This is a genomic window from Streptomyces sp. NPDC057697, assembly GCF_042799335.1.
GTDB lineage: Bacteria > Actinomycetota > Actinomycetes > Streptomycetales > Streptomycetaceae > Streptomyces.
Genome location: NZ_JBHVJA010000008.1, coordinates 259,771 through 275,169, shown reverse-complemented (window position 1 = coordinate 275,169; position 15,399 = coordinate 259,771). Strand labels below are relative to the sequence as shown.

General features: G+C 69.4%; 14 protein-coding genes. All 14 read right to left on the bottom strand.

What is annotated here, in order from left to right:
* Window positions 1-3: 3 nt before the first annotated feature.
* The 14 genes from ACFVFH_RS22130 to ACFVFH_RS22065 all read right to left on the bottom strand — a co-directional run bounded on the left by ACFVFH_RS22130 (window position 4) and on the right by ACFVFH_RS22065 (window position 14,528).
* On the bottom strand, window positions 4-639 hold the full coding sequence (locus ACFVFH_RS22130; RefSeq protein ID WP_383771381.1) for a hypothetical protein: 636 nt from the start codon (window positions 637-639) through the stop codon (window positions 4-6).
* Complete coding sequence (locus ACFVFH_RS22125) at window positions 636-1,157, bottom strand: hypothetical protein (protein WP_383771378.1); 522 nt, start codon at window positions 1,155-1,157, stop codon at window positions 636-638. The genes ACFVFH_RS22130 and ACFVFH_RS22125 overlap by 4 nt, the downstream gene beginning before the upstream one ends.
* On the bottom strand, window positions 1,154-2,416 hold the full coding sequence (locus ACFVFH_RS22120; RefSeq protein ID WP_383771375.1) for an MCE family protein: 1,263 nt from the start codon (window positions 2,414-2,416) through the stop codon (window positions 1,154-1,156). The genes ACFVFH_RS22125 and ACFVFH_RS22120 overlap by 4 nt, the downstream gene beginning before the upstream one ends.
* Window positions 2,413-3,567 (bottom strand): MCE family protein, encoded by a 1,155-nt coding sequence (locus tag ACFVFH_RS22115; protein ID WP_383771372.1) that lies wholly within the window; start codon window positions 3,565-3,567, stop codon window positions 2,413-2,415. The genes ACFVFH_RS22120 and ACFVFH_RS22115 overlap by 4 nt, the downstream gene beginning before the upstream one ends.
* Window positions 3,564-4,676: an MCE family protein gene (locus ACFVFH_RS22110; protein ID WP_383771369.1), complete on the bottom strand. Its 1,113-nt coding sequence runs from the start codon at window positions 4,674-4,676 to the stop codon at window positions 3,564-3,566. Before ACFVFH_RS22110 ends, ACFVFH_RS22115 begins: the two co-directional genes overlap by 4 nt.
* A gap of 1 nt (window position 4,677) precedes the next feature.
* Window positions 4,678-5,697: an MCE family protein gene (locus tag ACFVFH_RS22105; RefSeq protein WP_383771367.1), complete on the bottom strand. Its 1,020-nt coding sequence runs from the start codon at window positions 5,695-5,697 to the stop codon at window positions 4,678-4,680.
* Entirely contained in the window at window positions 5,694-6,725 is a 1,032-nt protein-coding gene (locus tag ACFVFH_RS22100; protein ID WP_383771364.1) for an MCE family protein, read from the bottom strand. Before ACFVFH_RS22100 ends, ACFVFH_RS22105 begins: the two co-directional genes overlap by 4 nt.
* Window positions 6,722-8,032, bottom strand: coding sequence for an MCE family protein (locus tag ACFVFH_RS22095; RefSeq protein WP_383771361.1), 1,311 nt, complete (start codon window positions 8,030-8,032; stop codon window positions 6,722-6,724). The genes ACFVFH_RS22100 and ACFVFH_RS22095 overlap by 4 nt, the downstream gene beginning before the upstream one ends.
* Window positions 8,032-8,835 (bottom strand): ABC transporter permease, encoded by an 804-nt coding sequence (locus tag ACFVFH_RS22090; RefSeq protein ID WP_072485014.1) that lies wholly within the window; start codon window positions 8,833-8,835, stop codon window positions 8,032-8,034. The genes ACFVFH_RS22095 and ACFVFH_RS22090 overlap by 1 nt, the downstream gene beginning before the upstream one ends.
* A gap of 3 nt (window positions 8,836-8,838) precedes the next feature.
* Window positions 8,839-9,702: an MlaE family ABC transporter permease gene (locus ACFVFH_RS22085; protein ID WP_383771359.1), complete on the bottom strand. Its 864-nt coding sequence runs from the start codon at window positions 9,700-9,702 to the stop codon at window positions 8,839-8,841.
* Window positions 9,699-10,694, bottom strand: a complete 996-nt coding sequence (locus ACFVFH_RS22080) for an ABC transporter ATP-binding protein (RefSeq protein ID WP_383771356.1) — start codon at window positions 10,692-10,694, stop codon at window positions 9,699-9,701. The genes ACFVFH_RS22085 and ACFVFH_RS22080 overlap by 4 nt, the downstream gene beginning before the upstream one ends.
* 572 nt (window positions 10,695-11,266) lie before the next feature.
* Window positions 11,267-12,226, bottom strand: a complete 960-nt coding sequence (locus tag ACFVFH_RS22075) for a hypothetical protein (RefSeq protein ID WP_383771353.1) — start codon at window positions 12,224-12,226, stop codon at window positions 11,267-11,269.
* A 52-nt stretch (window positions 12,227-12,278) separates the two neighbouring features.
* Window positions 12,279-13,742 (bottom strand): DUF6801 domain-containing protein, encoded by a 1,464-nt coding sequence (locus ACFVFH_RS22070; RefSeq protein ID WP_383771350.1) that lies wholly within the window; start codon window positions 13,740-13,742, stop codon window positions 12,279-12,281.
* 135 nt (window positions 13,743-13,877) lie between these two features.
* The gene (locus tag ACFVFH_RS22065; protein ID WP_383771347.1) at window positions 13,878-14,528 is read right to left on the bottom strand and encodes a hypothetical protein; all 651 of its coding nucleotides are present in this window, start codon (window positions 14,526-14,528) and stop codon (window positions 13,878-13,880) included.
* Window positions 14,529-15,399: the final 871 nt, after the last annotated feature.

Below are 15,399 nucleotides of genomic sequence, written 5' to 3'. Positions count from 1 at the left end.
CCGCTATCTGGCGGTGATCTCGACCACGGTCCAGTGCCCGTCCCGCAGTTGGGCGGTGACCGAGAGCTGTGCCGCCGCCGTGGTGGCGGGCTTGCCCTCCCGCTCGTAGACCTGGTCGAGGAAGACCAGCAGATGGGCACTGTCGTCCGTCAGTCGGGTCACTCCGGCCCGTACGACGTGGGTGGTGAGCGTCAGCTTCTGGTCGGCGGCCTGCTTCTCGACCTGGCCGAACAGCGCCGCGTACTGCTGGAGCGCCTTGCCCGCCAGGAGCTGCTTCGCCGACTCCTTGGTGACGTCGGTGGCCTGCGGGCTGTAGGAGAAGACCTTTCCGAGCGCGTTGCTGACATCGCCCGCGACCCGGGTGGTCGCCTCGCTGTCGGTCAGCGCCCGGTTCGAGGTGGCGGGGGTGTCGCGCAGCGCCCTGCCCTCGGCGTAGAGCGCGCCACCGGTCACGAGCAGCGCGACGGCCAGCACCGCCGCCACGGCGCGCGGCCACCGCCGGGCGGGTTCCGGTTCCGGCGGCGGGCCCTCGTCGGCGGCCGCCGTGCCGGTCTCCGCGGCCTGGGCGGTCTCCTCGGCTTCCCGTGTGTCCGGGTCCGTGTCCGTGGTCACGACCGCTGTCCCTCCCCGCTCCTTCATGCGCCGCTCCCGACCGGAATCGCCGTGAGCGCCTTGACCTTCCAGCCGTCCGCGGTCCGGGCGAGCGTGGCCTCGAAGCGCTTGCGCTCGGTGCCGCCCTTCCCGGTGCGGGGGGTGACCTCGACGTCGACGGTCGCGATCATCTCGGCCGTTCCGGTCCGCTCGTCGAGCGCGGTGAGCGCCGCGTCGGTGACCTTTCCGCGCGCGGTGGCACCGGACTTGGTGAGTTCCTTCGCGTCCTTGTCCCGGGTGCGGCCCAGCTGGTCGCGGAGCGGCCCCGTCGAGGAGTCGAGCCAGGCCGCCAGCCCGCTGTCCACGGTCCCGGAGTCCTTGGCGTCGAGGCTGTTCAGCACGGCGAGGCGGTGCCTGCCGTCGGCCAGCGCGGTGTCACGGTGCTTCGCGTACGCCAGGCTGTCGTCGCCGCGGGCCCGCGCGTACGACCAGCCGCCGAGGGCGCAGACCAGCACGGCGGCGAGCAGCACCGCCCAGCCGGTCAGGGTCCTGGTACGGGTCGTCATCGGCCGCCCTCCTGTCCGAGGCCCAGCAGTCCGGCCATGCCGTCGCCGTCCGACGGCGCCCGGCCGGTGACACCGAGCGCGCCGGGGAGCCGGTCCCCGGAGTCGTGGCCCAGCAGCATCGAGCCGGGCTTGGCGGGTTCGGGCACGGCGCCGCCCTTCGGCGCGTTCGCGCTGCCGCGCACATTGATGCCGGTTCCGGGCGAAGAGGTGCAGCGGGCCTTGGTGTTGACGGGCGGTCCTGCCGTGGTGTCGAGACCGCTGCGGTAGACCGTGGAGCCGTATCCGGCGGTGCAGGGCAGCGGCTCGAAGAAGGTGACCGCCATGCCGAACCGGGCGCCGTTCTCGTCGATCACGCTGGACCCGGCGGCCGCCACGGCGGGCAGTTTCACCAGCAGTTCCTCCATGCCGCGCTGCCGGGTCACGGCAACCTCGGAGGTGGTGAGGAGGTTGGCGACGACGACGCCGAAGCTCGGGTCGAGGTCCCGCAGCAGTCCGCTGATCTGCCCGGCCGCGTCGGGGGTGACCGCGATCAGCTTGCGCAGGTCGGTGTCGGATCCCTTGAGCTGTGCGGCCAGTTCCCTGGCGCCGGAGGCGAAGCCCTTGAGCGCTTCGCCCTGTTCGGCCTGGGTGCGCAGCACGGTTTGGCCGTCGGCCATCAGCCGGGTGTTGACGGGCAGCGCGTCGTCCGCCGCCTGGACGAATTCGCTCCCGGTGTCCAGCAGTACCTGGAGGTCGTCGCCGCGCCCTTCGAACGCGGTGCCGAACTCGTCGACGACCGTGCGCAGGGACTCCAGGTCGACGGAGTGTGCGAGGTCGTTGACGCTGGTGAGGACGTTGGTCACGGGGGCCGGGACGGTGGTGTCGGCCTGGTCGATGACGGAGCCGTTCGCCAGGTACGGGCCCCCGGTGCGGGTCGGCCGCAGGTCGACGTACTGCTCACCGACCGAGGAGAGGCTGGCGACGACGGCCTTGAGCCCGTCCGGGATCTTCGGGGCGTCCTTCTCGATCCGCAGTTGGGCCTCGACGCCGTCGTCGGTGAGCTCGATCGGCCCGACCCGGCCCACCGAGACGCCCCGGTAGGTGACGTTGGAGTGGGTGTAGAGCCCGCCGGTGCGCGGGAGCTGGACCTTGACGGTGTAGTAGCTGCGCAGTCCGATGTAGTGGCCGAGGTCGGCGTACCGCACTCCGAGGTAGCCGAGCACCAGCACCGCGATGACCAGGAAGGCGATGTTCTTGAGCCGGATGGCGAGGGTGATCATCGGCTGCTCCTGTCGGTGCCCGCCGTCGGGACCCCGGGGAGCGGCAGCGGCAGCGACCGGCTGGTCGCGCCGGTGGTGCCGGTCCCGGGCTGCGGGGAGACCGCCGGGATGAGCGGCGGGACGATCTGGGTGCCGGGCATGGCCGTCACATCCAGGTAGACGTTGAGGTAGTCGCCCTTCACCCCGCGCAGCACCTCGTCCGTGAACGGGTAGGTGAGCAGCACCTGGAGGGAGTCGGGCAGGTCGCGGCCGGAGTCGGCGAGCGCCTTGAGGCTGGGGGCGAGGGCCTTGAGGTCGGCGACCATGTCGGCCTTGCTCCGGTCGATCGTGTCGACGGCGACGGCGGAGAGGGTGTCGAGCGAACGCAGCATGGTGAGGAGGGAGCCGCGCTGCTTCTCCAGGACCTTCAGGCCGGGGCTGAGTCCGGTGAGGACCGTGCCGACGTCCTGCTTGCGGGTGGCGAGGGTGGCGGAGAGCCGGTTCACCCCGTCGAGGGCGTCGGTGATGTCCTTCTTGTGGCCGTCCAGGTTCGTGACGAGGGTGTCGACGCGGCCGAGCATGGAGCGCATCTGGGGTTCGCGTCCGGCGAGGGCCTTGTTGAGCTCGGTGGTGATGGTCTTGAGCTGGTTGACGCCGCCGCCGTTGAGGAGCATCGACAGGGCTCCGAAGACCTCTTCGACCTCGGGGTTGCGGTTGGTGCGGGCCAGCGGGATCCGGGCGCCGTCGGCGAGCCTGCCCTGTGCCGTGCCGCGGGCGGGCGAGGTGAGCTGGATGTACTTCTCGCCGAGGAGGCTGGACTGCTCCAGATGGGCGTAGGCGTTGGCGGGCAGTTTCACCTCGCCGTTGACGCGCATGGTGACCTTGGCGTTCCAGCTGCCCGAGCCCAGGGAGACCTTGGTGACGCGGCCGACGGCGACGTCGTTGACCTTCACCGAGGCCTGCGGGGCGAGGCTGAGCACGTCCGCGAACTCGGCGGTGATCTCGTAGGGGTGGTCGCCGAGGTCGGCGCCGCCGGGCAGCGGGACCTGGTCGATCCCGGTGAACGACGGCAGGCCGGAGACGGTGACGACGAGGGCGAGGCCGACGCCCACGGCAAGCACCGCGGCGACGCCGGTCGTGCGGGCGCCGGGTCGGCGCGGCACACGGCTCATCGGTGGGCCCCCTTCTTTTCCTTGGCGGTCTTCGCCGGGGTGCCGTAGACGGTGCCGACGGCCGGGAGCGGCAGGGCGGGCAGCGCCTTGCGGCGCGCGGTGTCCACCGGGGTGAGGCCGGCGAGTGCGGCGGAGGCGGTGAGCGGTCCGCCCATGGAGAGCTCGTTGAGGTTGGTGCGGCCGTCGAGGGTGCGGTTCACCGGGTCGTAGGCGTTGACGACGTTGCCCGCGGTGAGCGGCAGGGTGTCCAGGGACTCGGCGAGCGAGGCCCGCTGGTCGACCAGGGTCTGGGTGAGCGGCACCAGGGCGTCCACGTTGGCCTTGAGCGCGCCGCGGTTCTTCTGGATGAAGCCCTTGACCTGGCCGAGCGCGGTGCCCAGTTCCTTCAGGGCGGCGCCGAGGTTCTCCTTGTCGTCGGCGAGGAATCCGGTGACCGAGTTCAGCTGCTGTTCCGCGGCGCGCACATTGCCGTCGTTGTCCTTCAGCATGGTGGTGAAGGTCTGGAGGTAGGACAGGGTGGCGAAGAGGTTCCCGCTGCTCTTGTCGAGGGTCTTGGTGGCCTTGCCGAACTGCTCGATGGAGTTCCCGATGGCCTTGCCGTTGCCGTCCAGGTTCTTGGCCCCGGTGTCGAGGAGTCCGGAGAGCGCTCCGTCGGCGTTGGCGCCCTCCGGGCCGAGGGCCTTGGAGAGCTGGGTGATGGAGTCGTAGAGCTGGTCCACCTCGACGGGGGTGGCGTTCTTCGCGGCCGGCAGCACGGCGTCGTCCTCGATCCGCGGTCCGCCGTCGTAGGCGGGGGCGAGCTGGATGTAGCGGTCGGCGACGAGGCTCGGCGCGACGACCACGGCGTGCGCCCCCTTGGGGACCTCGACCCCCTTGTCGACGCGGAGGGTCACCTTCACCTCCTTGCCCTCGGGCGTGACCGATTCGACCCGGCCGACCCTGACGCCGAGGATCCTGAGGTCCGATCCGGCGTACACACCGGTGGCCTGGTCGAAGTAGGCGGTGATGGTGGTCGTTCCCTCGTCGTCCAGGGCCATCACGCCGGTGGTGGCCGCGACGGCCACCACGGCGAGTCCGGCGCCGATGCCGACGATGCGCTTCATTCTCATGTCAGCGGCCGCCTTGCTGCTTGGGTGGCTTGCACTCGGCGCCGGCGGGCGTGCCCGCGGGCACATAGCTCTCCGGGACGACTCCGCAGACGTAGTTGTCGAACCAGCGGCCGCTGCCGAGGGTGTTGCCGACGAGCCTGTTGTACGAGCCCGCGAGCGAGAGCACCTTGTCGAGGCTCTTGCGGTTCTTCACCAGTACCGCGGTGACCCGGCCGAGCGAGTCCAGGGTGGGCTTGAGCTGCTTGTTGTTGTCCCGCACCAGGCCGGTGAGCTGGGTGCCCAGGTCCTTGGCGCCGGTGAGCAGCAGATGGATGGAGTCGCGGCGTGCCTGGATCTCGCCGAGGAGCAGATTGCCGTCCTCCAGCAGGGTCTCGAAGCTGCTCTTCTTGTCGGCGAGGGTCTTGGTGAGCTGCTTGCTGCCCTTGAGGAGGGTGGCGAGCTGGGCGTCCCGTTCGGAGACGGTCTTCGAGAGGGCGGAGAGCCCGTCGGCCGCGCTCTTCACGTCCGGCGGGGAGTCCTTGAAGGTGGCGGAGATCGTCTCGAAGCTCTTGGCGAGCTGTTCGGTGTCGATCTCGCCGATGGTCTCGCCGAGTCCGTTGAACGCCTGGGTGACGTCGTACGGGGACGTGGTGCGGCTCGCCCCGATGCGCTCGTCCGGGTCCTGCGGGGCGTCGCCCAGCGGGTCGACGGCGAGGTACTTCTCGCCGAGCAGCGTCTTGATGGCGATGCCGACGGTGGAGGAGTTGCCGATCCAGACGTCCTTGACCTTGAAGGCGACCTTCACCTTGGGGCCGTCGAGCGAGACGCCGGTGACCTCGCCGACCTTCACTCCGGCGACCCGCACCTCGTCGCCCTCGCTCAGTCCGGCGGACTCGGTGAAGTCGGCGCTGTAGGTGGTGCCGCCGCCGATGAAGGGCAGCGAGTCGGCGCGGTAGGCGCCGAGGGCGACGAGGGCCAGGACGACCAGTCCCACGACGGCCACGGCGACGGGGTTGCGTTCGCGTACGGGGGTGAACCTCATCCCTGGCACCTCGGCTTCCTGACCTCGATGCCGGTGGGCGGGGCGCTGCCGTCCTCGGTCGTCACGCCGCTGACCTTGGCCTCGCAGAGGTAGAGGTTGAGCCAGGAGCCGTAGGAGGCGAGCCGGGTGATCGCCGCCATCTTCGCCGGGGTCTTCTCCAGGAAGTTCTCGATCTGCGGTGTCCCCTTGTCCAACTGGTCGGACAGCCGCCCGAGTTGCTTGATATCGCTCTTGAGGGGGGCGCGGCCGTCGTCGAGGAGGTCTGCGGTGACGGTGGTGAGCGCGCCCATGGCGGTGACGGCCTCGCCGAGCGGCTTGCGGTCGCCGGCGAATCCGGTGACGAGCTGCTGCAGGGTGTCGACGAGTTCGTCGAAGCCCGCCTCGCGGTCGTTGACGGTCTTCAGGACCGTGTTGAGGTTCTTGATCACCTCACCGATCACCTTGTCCTTGGCGGCGACCGTTCCGGTCAGCGAGCCGACGTGCGAGAGGATGCTGTCGACGGTGCCGCCCTCGCCCTGGAGCACCTGGACGATGGAGCCCGCCAGCTGGTTGACGTCGGGCGGGGAGAGTCCTTCGAAGAGCGGCTGGAAGCCGTTGAAGAGCTGGGTGAGGTCGAGGGCCGGGGTGGTGCGGGAGAGCGGGATGGTCGCTCCGGCGGCGAAGCTCCTGCCGACCGGTCCGGCCCCCTGGTCCAGGTCGATGTACCGCTGGCCGACCATGTTGAGGTACTTGATCGAGGCGGTCACCGAGGCGGGCAGTCTGCGTCCCTTGCGGACGGCGAAGCCGACCTCGGCGAGCCTCTTGTCGGCCACCTCGATGGACTCGACCTGTCCGACCTTGACCCCGGCGATCCGGACGCTGTCGCCGACGACCAGCCCGGTGGCGTCGGTGAACCTGGCCCTGTACGTGGTGGTGTCACCGACCCCGGTGTTGGCGATGGACAGGGCCAGCACGGTGGTGGCCAGCACGGTCACCAGGATGAAGACGATCGATTTCGTGAGTGGACCGGCGAGAGAGCGGCGCTTCACTTGAGCTTCACCTCCGCACCGCGGAAGGCCGGACCGATGAGCACGCTGCTCCAGTCGGGCAGGGTCTGCGGCTGGACTTTCAGTGAGGGAGCGACCAGCTCGTTGACGAGTTGGCTCTCCTGCGGGGAGTTGGGCATGCCGAGGGCGGTGTTCTCGGCCGGGGACGCGGTGCCGGACGGCTCGTCACGGTGCGCGGTGCCGGACGGGGCGGCCGCCGTCGTACGGGCGTCCGCGGTCGGCACCGACTTGCCCACGTACGGCACGGAGTAGCAGTGCGGGCCGCCGGTCGCGTCGTAGACGGGGGTGTCCTTGCCGGGCACGTACCTGCCCTTCGACTTCACGGGTTTGACGGTGACGTGGAGTCCGGGCCGGTCGGTGCCCTTGCCGAGCGCCTTGTCCATGGCCGGGACGAAACCGGCCATGGTCCGCAGCGTGCAGGGGAATTCGTCCGAGTACTTCGCCAGCAGCTCCAGCGTCGGCCTGCCCGTGGCGGAGAGCCGGATCAGGTTGTCCTTGTTCTCCTGGAGGAACGAGGTGAGGTCCCGGGCGGAGGCGGTCGTGGAGCCGTAGAGCCCGGCCAGCTGGGCCTGCTGCTCGGCGATGGTGCCGCTGGTGGTGGTGAAGTCGGTCAGCGCGTCCAGGACGTCGGGGGCGGCGTCCCCGTACACCTTGCTGACCTTGACGAGTTCCTTGATGTCGGCGTTGAGCGTGGGGAGTTGGGGGTTGAACTTCGCCAGGTGGGCGTCGAGCCGGACGAGGGTGTCGCCGAGCTTCTCACCGCGGCCCTGGAGTGCCTGGGAGACCGCGCCCAGGGTGGCGGCGAGCTTCTCCGGCTTGACGGCGGTCAGCAGCGGCAGGACGTTGTCGAGGACCTGCTCCAGCTCGATGGCGTTGCTGGAGCGGTCCTGCGGAATGACCGAACCGGCGCGCAGCGCCCGCGGGGACGGCGACTCGGGCGGTACGAGTGCGACGAAGCGCTCCCCGAAGAGCGTGGTGGGCAGCATCTGGGCGGTCACGTCGGCGGGGATGCGGTCGAGCTTGCCGGGGTCGATGGCGAGGGTGAGCCGGGCCCCGTTCCCGTCCGCCGAGATGGAGCGGACCTGACCCACGACGACGCCGCGCAGTTTCACGTCGGCGTTGTCGTGCATCTCGTTGCCGACGCTGGAGGTGAGCACGGTGACGGTGGCGTCGTCGGTGAAGTCCTTCCGGTACACCGAGACCGAGACCCAGACGAGCACGGCGGGCACGAGGAGGAAGGCGACTCCGGCGAGTCTGCGGCGGACGGTCTGCGTCCGGTGGGAATTCATCAGCCGGCCACCTTCACCGTCGTGGTAGCGCCCCAGATGGCGAGGGAGAGGAAGAAGTCGGTGACGCTGATGAGCACGATGGCGTTGCGCACCGACCGCCCGACCGCGACGCCCACGCCGGCCGGCCCGCCGGTGGCGTGGAAGCCGTAGTAGCAGTGGGCGAGGATCACCATCACGCTGAAGATCAGCACCTTGAGCACCGACAGCAGCACGTCGTCCGGGGAGAGGAAGAGATTGAAGTAGTGGTCGTAGGTGCCCGCCGACTGCCCGTTGAACAGGACCGTGATGTAGCGGGACGCGAGGTACGAGGAGAGCAGCCCGATCGCGTACAGCGGGATGATCGCGACGACCCCGGCGATGATCCGGGTGGAGACGAGATACGGCATGGACCGCACCCCCATCGCCTCCAGGGCGTCGACCTCCTCGTTGATCCGCATGGCGCCGAGCTGGGCGGTGAAGCCCGCGCCGACGGTGGCGGAGAGGGCGAGTCCGGCGACGAGCGGGGCGATCTCGCGGGTGTTGAAGTAGGCGGAGATGAAGCCGGTGAAGGCGGAGGTGCCGATCTGGTTGAGGGCCGCGTACCCCTGGAGGCCGACGACGGTGCCGGTGAAGAGGGTCATCGCGACCATCACGCCGATGGTGCCGCCGATGACACCGAGCCCGCCGCTGCCGAAGGCCACCTCGGCCAGCAGCCGCTGGACCTCGCGCAGATAGCGGCGCAGGGTCCGTGGCACCCAGATCAACGCGCGTACGTAGAAGGTGAGTTGTTCACCGGATCGGTCGAGCCAGCTGAGCATCGACATCGGTCAGCTCCCCTTCGCGGGGACGATCTGGAGGTAGATCGCCGTGAGGACCGTGTTCACGAAGAACAGCAGCATGAAGGTGATGACGACGGACTGGTTCACCGCGTCGCCGACGCCCTTGGGGCCGCCGCGCGGGTTGAGCCCGCGGTAGGCCGCGACGATGCCCGCGATGAAGCCGAAGATCAGTGCCTTGACCTCGCTGATGTACAGGTCGGGGAGCTGGGCGAGGGCGGAGAAGCTGGCCAGGTAGGCGCCGGGGGTGCCGTGCTGGAGGATCACGTTGAAGAAGTAGCCGCCGAGCGTCCCGACGACGGAGACCAGACCGTTGAGCAGGACGGCGACCAGCATGGTGGCGAGGACCCGGGGGACGACGAGGCGCTGGATCGGCGAGACGCCCATGACCTCCATCGCGTCGAGCTCCTCGCGGATCTTCCGCGAACCGAGGTCGGCGCAGATGGCCGAGCCCGCGGCGCCGGAGATCAGCAGCGCCACGATGATCGGGCTGGCCTGCTGGATGACGGCGAGGACGCTGGCTCCGCCGGTGAACGACTGGGCTCCGAGCTGCTGGGTGAGCGAGCCGACCTGGAGGGCGATGACGGCGCCGAACGGGATCGAGACGAGAGCGGCGGGCAGGATGGTGACGCTCGCGACGAACCAGAACTGCTCGATGAACTCCCGTACCTGGAAGGGACGCCGGAAGACCTCCCGGCTCACGGTCGCGGCGAGGGAGAACAGCTTCCCGGTCTCGCGCAACGGGGCGAGCAGCCGGTTCGGCGGCCTGTGCTCCGGCGCCCCGGTCGGCGTCGCGTCGGCCGCCGCACCGGCGGGGGGCGGTTCGGGGGGCAGCACCGGCATGGGGGCCGTCACAGGTATTCACCGCCCGCGGCCGGGGTGTAGCTCTTCATGATGGCCGTACGGGCGGCCTCGGGCAGCTGGCCCATCATCGACAGGACCCGTTCCCGGCGGCGCAGCGCGGCCTGCCGTACGGGCATGCCGGGCGAGGGTTCCAGCTGCGGGACGACGGTGCGCGGCCCGTTGGCGGAGCTGATGCCGACCCCGTAGCCGTTCACCTCCTCGGCGGCGAGGGTGGCGGCGTCCTTCTCCTCGGCCATCCCGATGGGTCCCTCGCGGCGGCCCGCGAGGAACTGGGAGACGACCGGCATGTCGCTGGTGAGCAGCACCTCGCGCGGTCCGAAGGTGACGAGGTTGCGGCAGAACAGCATCCCCATGTTGTCCGGGACGGTGGCCGCGATGTCGAGGTTGTGGGTGACGATGAGCATCGTCGCGTCGATCTGCGCGTTGAGGTCGATGAGCAGCTGGGAGATATAGGCGGTGCGCACCGGGTCGAGGCCGGAGTCCGGTTCGTCGCAGAGGATGATCTGCGGGTCCAGGACGAGGGCGCGGGCCAGGCCGGCCCGCTTGCGCATGCCGCCGGAGATCTCGCCCGGCAGCTTGTCCTCGGCGCCGAGGAGACCGACGATGTCGATCCGCTCCATGACGATCCGGCGGATCTCCGACTCCTTCTTGCGGGTGTGTTCACGCAGGGGGAAGGCGATGTTGTCGAAGAGCGACATCGATCCGAAGAGGGCGCCGTCCTGGAACATGAGCCCGAAGAGCTTGCGGGTCTCCATGATCTCGCGTTCCGGGCTGTTCACCATGTCGACGCCGTTGATGAGGACGCGCCCGTGCTCCGGCTTCAGCAGGCCGATGATGGATTTCAGGAAAACGGTCTTTCCGGTACCGGAAGGCCCGAGCATCACGCTCACTTCGCCGGCGGGCAGGGTGAGGGTGACGTCCTGCCAGATGTTCTGCTTGCCGAAGGACTTCGTGAGGCCTTCGACGACTACTTCGATTCCCATCGGCCCTCCTTCGAAGTTGTGGTGAACGAAGTCATCTGTCAGCGCTCCGGCTCTGAGAAATCCAATGGCGGCTCGTCACACATGCACCAGGAGGCGCACGCTATGTCCGTCGAAACCGCCAGGACAAGCCGTTGAACAGCGGAAATCGACGAATCTGGGGCCCGGCGCGGATCACTTGTCACCGAGTGACAAAGCCGCGGGGCGGCTTTGTCGGAATCTGCGCAAGGTCTCTGGCCCGCGGGACTGGTCCCCACGGCCGGCGAGGCCGGATCCGTCGGAGCTCCAGAGGTAGCGAACGAACAGCCGCGGATACGTTTCGCCGCTGCTCAACCGGGACGCTACGACCCGGTAACCTGGCTTCGCAATACTGGTTCGTCAACTTTTTGCACGGCACTCGGCGGCTCTTTTTCTTTTTGTGAGCGAGTGAGCAATGCCTGTCGCGTGCTTATCGATAGGTGAGTCCTCCGGCACACCGTTGTGCATACGCCCGCCCCGCCCGGCGGAATGCGCCGGGCGGGGCGGGCGGCATCACTGATGTCCGTACTCCGGCGAGGGAGCTACGGGAGGAACTCCTACCGGGCCACTCCCGCGTGCCAGCTCTCCGACAGCAGCCGGCCGGCGTCGGGCGCCGCCCCGGTCGGCGAGGCCAGGCCGCCCGTGTACGTGGCGGCGCTGTTGAGCACCAGGTTGTTCTTGCCGGCCGCCGACGGGAGCGCCGTCTTCAGGTTGACCGCCCAGTTCAGCTCGCCGAGCGTCAGGGGCCCGCAGCCGCTCACCCCGGGGACGGCGAAGCCCGCGTCGCCCTGGTCGTTCCCGGTCAGCTCGATGCGGTTGAGCGGACCGGCGTTGTTCGGTGTGCCGTCGGCGTCGAAGCGCTTGCTGGCCACGGCCGGCTGGGTGAGGTTCTGCGGGCGCAGCACGATCGGGTCGGAGGTGGTCCCGATGTAGCACTTCGACCCCAGGAAGGGGTTCTCCAGATGGATGCGGACCGGGATGTCGACGATGATCTTCCCGCTCTGCATCCCGGCGGCCACGTCGAAGTTCCTGGGGGTGCCCGCGGACTGCACGGTGGCGACGACCCGGTTGAGGCTGTTGTCCGTCAGCTGCTGGCAGATGGCGGAGATCACCGGGACCCCGTTCGGGCACATGATGCCGAGCAGACCGCCGGGGATCTCCGTCGAGGCTCCGACGATCGCCCCGCCCGCGGGCGCCAGGATCTTGGACTGGCCCGTCGCGGTGTTGCGCACCACGCCGAACTGGAGGTCGTTGGCGCCGGTCGTCGCCAGGGTGTTGCCGAGCTTGATGGACCCGCTCTCGGAGTGCGAGGCGACACAGATCGGGATGTCCGTCTGGCCGTCCGCCGCCAGCATGGCCGGGTCGTCGACCGGACACCGGCTGAAGGGCGCCCAGTTGCCGTTCATCGCCTGGGCGGAGGCGGCGCTCGCCGGCGACGTGCTCAGCGGAATGCCGACGGCCACCGCCATCAGCGCGCCTAGGAGAGCGGGTCTGACACTTTTCGGGGCAGCTCGCATGGTTCGTCCAGCCTTTCTGGAAATCCGGGAGTCAGCGCTTGCGGAACAGCTCTCAGCGTTCGGGCTCGGGCTTCGGCGGCTCGGGACAGTTCGCCGGAACACCTTCGACGCACAGCGGGGACTGCATCATTTTCGTGTAGTTGTTCTTTCCGGAGACCGAGGCGGTGAAGAGGTTGTCGAGATCCTCCGTGACCCCGCATCCGGTGAACGGCGGCACGTCCGCGTAGCCGGTCAGGGGTCCTCCGGTCTTCACGGTGTAGCCCTCGGGGCCGCCCGCGCCGGACGCCCCCTTGCCGACCAGCTCCAGCGTCATCGAGTGCGCGCTGCGGCAGTCGGGGCCGACGTCCAGCGGCTCCCCGTTGACCTTCACGTCGTACAGACGCACATGAGCGGGGGCGATGGCGGTCGTCGTCTCCTTGTACTTGTGGGTCTCGGGGTCGGGGGCCGAGTCCCCCAGCGTTCCGATCTCGATCCGGCCGTCGAGGACGAGTTCCATCTTCGCGGTCGTCGGCATGAAGCCGAAGGTGAGGAAGGTCCCCTCGGCCGGGGGCATCTGGGGCTTGCCCCGGTAGTCGAGCGTGCCGTCGGTGGTCAGCCAGCTCTTCACGCCCGACGGGCATTTGAGGAAGGAGACCGATGTGTTCAGGTTGAGGCGCAGCCGTCCCGGGTCGTCGAACCTGATCGCCCCGTCCAGTTTGTTGACGTTGGAGTATCCCGCCATGTAGCCGAGTGCCGCCTTGGGCACCTGCGCGATCGGACCGGTCATCAGCGTGCAGTCGGCGGGCGGCTGCACGCCCCCCGAGGACAGGTCCTGCGCCCGCTCGGTCTTCCCGTCGGCGGACCGGTCGGGGGTGGTGCCCCCGGACGGCTCGGGGGCCGTACCGGAGGACGGTGTTCCGGTCTCCGCGGGAACGGCGACCGTGGCCAGCTCCGCGCTCTGGTCCGGATCGAGCGTGCACGAGATCGCCAGCGGGGGCGGTGCGTCCCCGGCGCCCTCGGCGGCGCTCGGGGCCAGGCCCAGGTCGAGCTGTCCCAGCGCGAAGACCACGTCGCCGCTCGATCTCGGTGTGATCGTCGGAACCTCGCCGGTCGCCCGGAGCGCGAGGTCTCCCGTGGCGGGGAGGGAGGTTTCCGGGATCTCCAGCCCCTGCCAGGGCACGTCGGTCGACTCGCCGCGCTGCGAGACCTGGGTCAGCAGCCGCGCGGAGCCCGAGACGGCCGCCGGTTCGGTGTCCGGCGACGCGGCGAGGGCGGAACGCGGAAGCTCGAAGGAGAGGGCCACGTCCCGGGGCTGGATCGCCGTCCCGGCGCTCGTGGTCACGGGCAGCTCCGTCGCGACGTGCACCGCGACCGGCTGCGCTCCGGAGGGCAGTTCGCAGGTGTAGGCGAGATCCGCCTCGGCGGTCCGGGTGTCGGCCGCGGCCCCCGTCCCCGGCATGAAGCCCGCCACGAGCGCCACCGCACCGACCGCGGCGATGCGTGCGGTGTGCCGCGGGTCCGTGATCCTTGTTCTCATCTCGACATACCTGCCGTCGTCTCGGTGCTCGGCACTCGTGCGGGGATGCGGGGGGGGGCGCCGGCCGACCGCGGGCCGCGAAGAGGAGGAGAACCTCCGCTCCGCGGCCCTTCCGTGCCACCGGCGCCGGTTCGGTTACGGCGAGGTGATGGTGAGCGGCGCGGCGACCTTGTACGTCGCCTTGAACGTGGCCGAGTCACCCGCGTTGAGCAGCCCCGCGCAGTTGTCGGCGCTGTCGACCTTCAGGCCGGAGCCGGTGTTGATGTTGAGCTCGCCCGTGGAGTTCGTGTAGGTCACGTTGCTCACGGTTCCGGAGATCACGGCCTTGCAGGTGCCCAGGATGGTGTCACCGGTCAGGTTGACCTTGACCCCGGACAGCGTCCCCGAGGAGACGCCCCCGCTGTAGGTGTTCGCGTTGATGCTGATGACGGCACCCGGTGCGAGTACGGCCGTGAAGTTCGAGCCGAGCGGTCCCGGGCACGGGCTGGCCGTGGATCCCCAGGCGGCGGCGGTGATCTTCGCGAGGCCGGAGCCGGAGGTGTACGTACCGCTCGGGGCGGTGCCGCTGGCGGTGCCGGTCGAGCAGTCCACCTGCTGGCTGGTGTTGGTGTCGACCAGGGTCGCCACCGTGCCGGACTTGAGCGAGGCCGTGAAGGTGCCGTTCGCGTTGGGGTTGACCACGGTCCACCCCGCGAGGGCGGTGGCCGAGGCCGACGCGGCGGCGAAGCCCAGCGCGGCCGCGGTGACGGTCGTGGCGAACAGTGCTCGTCTGAGGGTGTTTCTCACGGAACATACCTCCGGGAAGTGGAGTTGGACGTACCCGATTACCTCGCACCACACCCCGGGAATGGGCGCGGCCCGAGGGCGGCTCACATCGTGGAACGCAGAAGTCGATGGACTCGACTGCGTGATCGAACTCCGTGCGGATCGAACGTTACGAGCCAGTAGCCCGGGGCGGCAATACCCGGCGCAGAAAATCCCCGGCCCTCTCCGTAAAAGCATTCCGCCTTAGCGAGAACTCAGCAGATCGCCGCAGTTTTCTATACGAAAGTGAGTAGTTACGGCCCTGTCGTGCGCCCCGGCCCTCCCGGGACACTCACCGTGGGCGCAGTCACCGGCGACGGGGCACCCCGCCGACCGGCGGCGTACCCGCCGGTAAGATCGTCGGACGCACGGCCGAATGCCGCCACGGCCCGCCTCGCGGACCGGACGGCGGGGCCGTGCGGGACCCCCCGGAACCCGTACCCGGAGGCTGGAACACACCCCGCCGGCGGCAGCACCGGTGAATTTCCTATTCCGTCCGACCGGTTCCCCTATTGCCCCGCCAATCCGCACCCATTTCCTCCTGCCGAAGAATATGTTCCCCTTCGGATAAAACGGCACCCCGGGCGGCGGAAGTCCGCACCCGGCGCGGTCCCGGCGCTCCGGAAGAATGCACACCAGCCGCACGAATCCACACCAATCACCCGGCCGGAATTCGTTACCCCTGGTTACTTTCTTGTCGCCGGAAGAGCAGATGTCCGAAAAACATTGTCCGGAAGTGAGCACTGGCGTCCCACCTGCACCGAAGCACCACAACGGGGCGCTGGTATGTGCCCCTTGCACTTCGATCTTGTCGAATCGGTGGGCACGACCGCTGACTTGGTCTATCTTCATC

Bases quoted from the DNA above. Each gene is read 5' to 3' on its own strand.
- ACFVFH_RS22130 (WP_383771381.1), bottom strand. From the start codon at position 639: ATGAAGGAGCGGGGAGGGACAGCGGTCGTGACCACGGACACGGACCCG.
- ACFVFH_RS22125 (WP_383771378.1), bottom strand. From the start codon at position 1,157: ATGACGACCCGTACCAGGACCCTGACCGGCTGGGCGGTGCTGCTCGCC.
- ACFVFH_RS22120 (WP_383771375.1), bottom strand. From the start codon at position 2,416: ATGATCACCCTCGCCATCCGGCTCAAGAACATCGCCTTCCTGGTCATC.
- ACFVFH_RS22115 (WP_383771372.1), bottom strand. From the start codon at position 3,567: ATGAGCCGTGTGCCGCGCCGACCCGGCGCCCGCACGACCGGCGTCGCC.
- ACFVFH_RS22110 (WP_383771369.1), bottom strand. From the start codon at position 4,676: ATGAGAATGAAGCGCATCGTCGGCATCGGCGCCGGACTCGCCGTGGTG.
- ACFVFH_RS22105 (WP_383771367.1), bottom strand. From the start codon at position 5,697: ATGAGGTTCACCCCCGTACGCGAACGCAACCCCGTCGCCGTGGCCGTC.
- ACFVFH_RS22095 (WP_383771361.1), bottom strand. From the start codon at position 8,032: ATGAATTCCCACCGGACGCAGACCGTCCGCCGCAGACTCGCCGGAGTC.
- ACFVFH_RS22090 (WP_072485014.1), bottom strand. From the start codon at position 8,835: ATGTCGATGCTCAGCTGGCTCGACCGATCCGGTGAACAACTCACCTTC.
- ACFVFH_RS22080 (WP_383771356.1), bottom strand. From the start codon at position 10,694: ATGGGAATCGAAGTAGTCGTCGAAGGCCTCACGAAGTCCTTCGGCAAG.
- ACFVFH_RS22075 (WP_383771353.1), bottom strand. From the start codon at position 12,226: ATGCGAGCTGCCCCGAAAAGTGTCAGACCCGCTCTCCTAGGCGCGCTG.
- ACFVFH_RS22070 (WP_383771350.1), bottom strand. From the start codon at position 13,742: ATGAGAACAAGGATCACGGACCCGCGGCACACCGCACGCATCGCCGCG.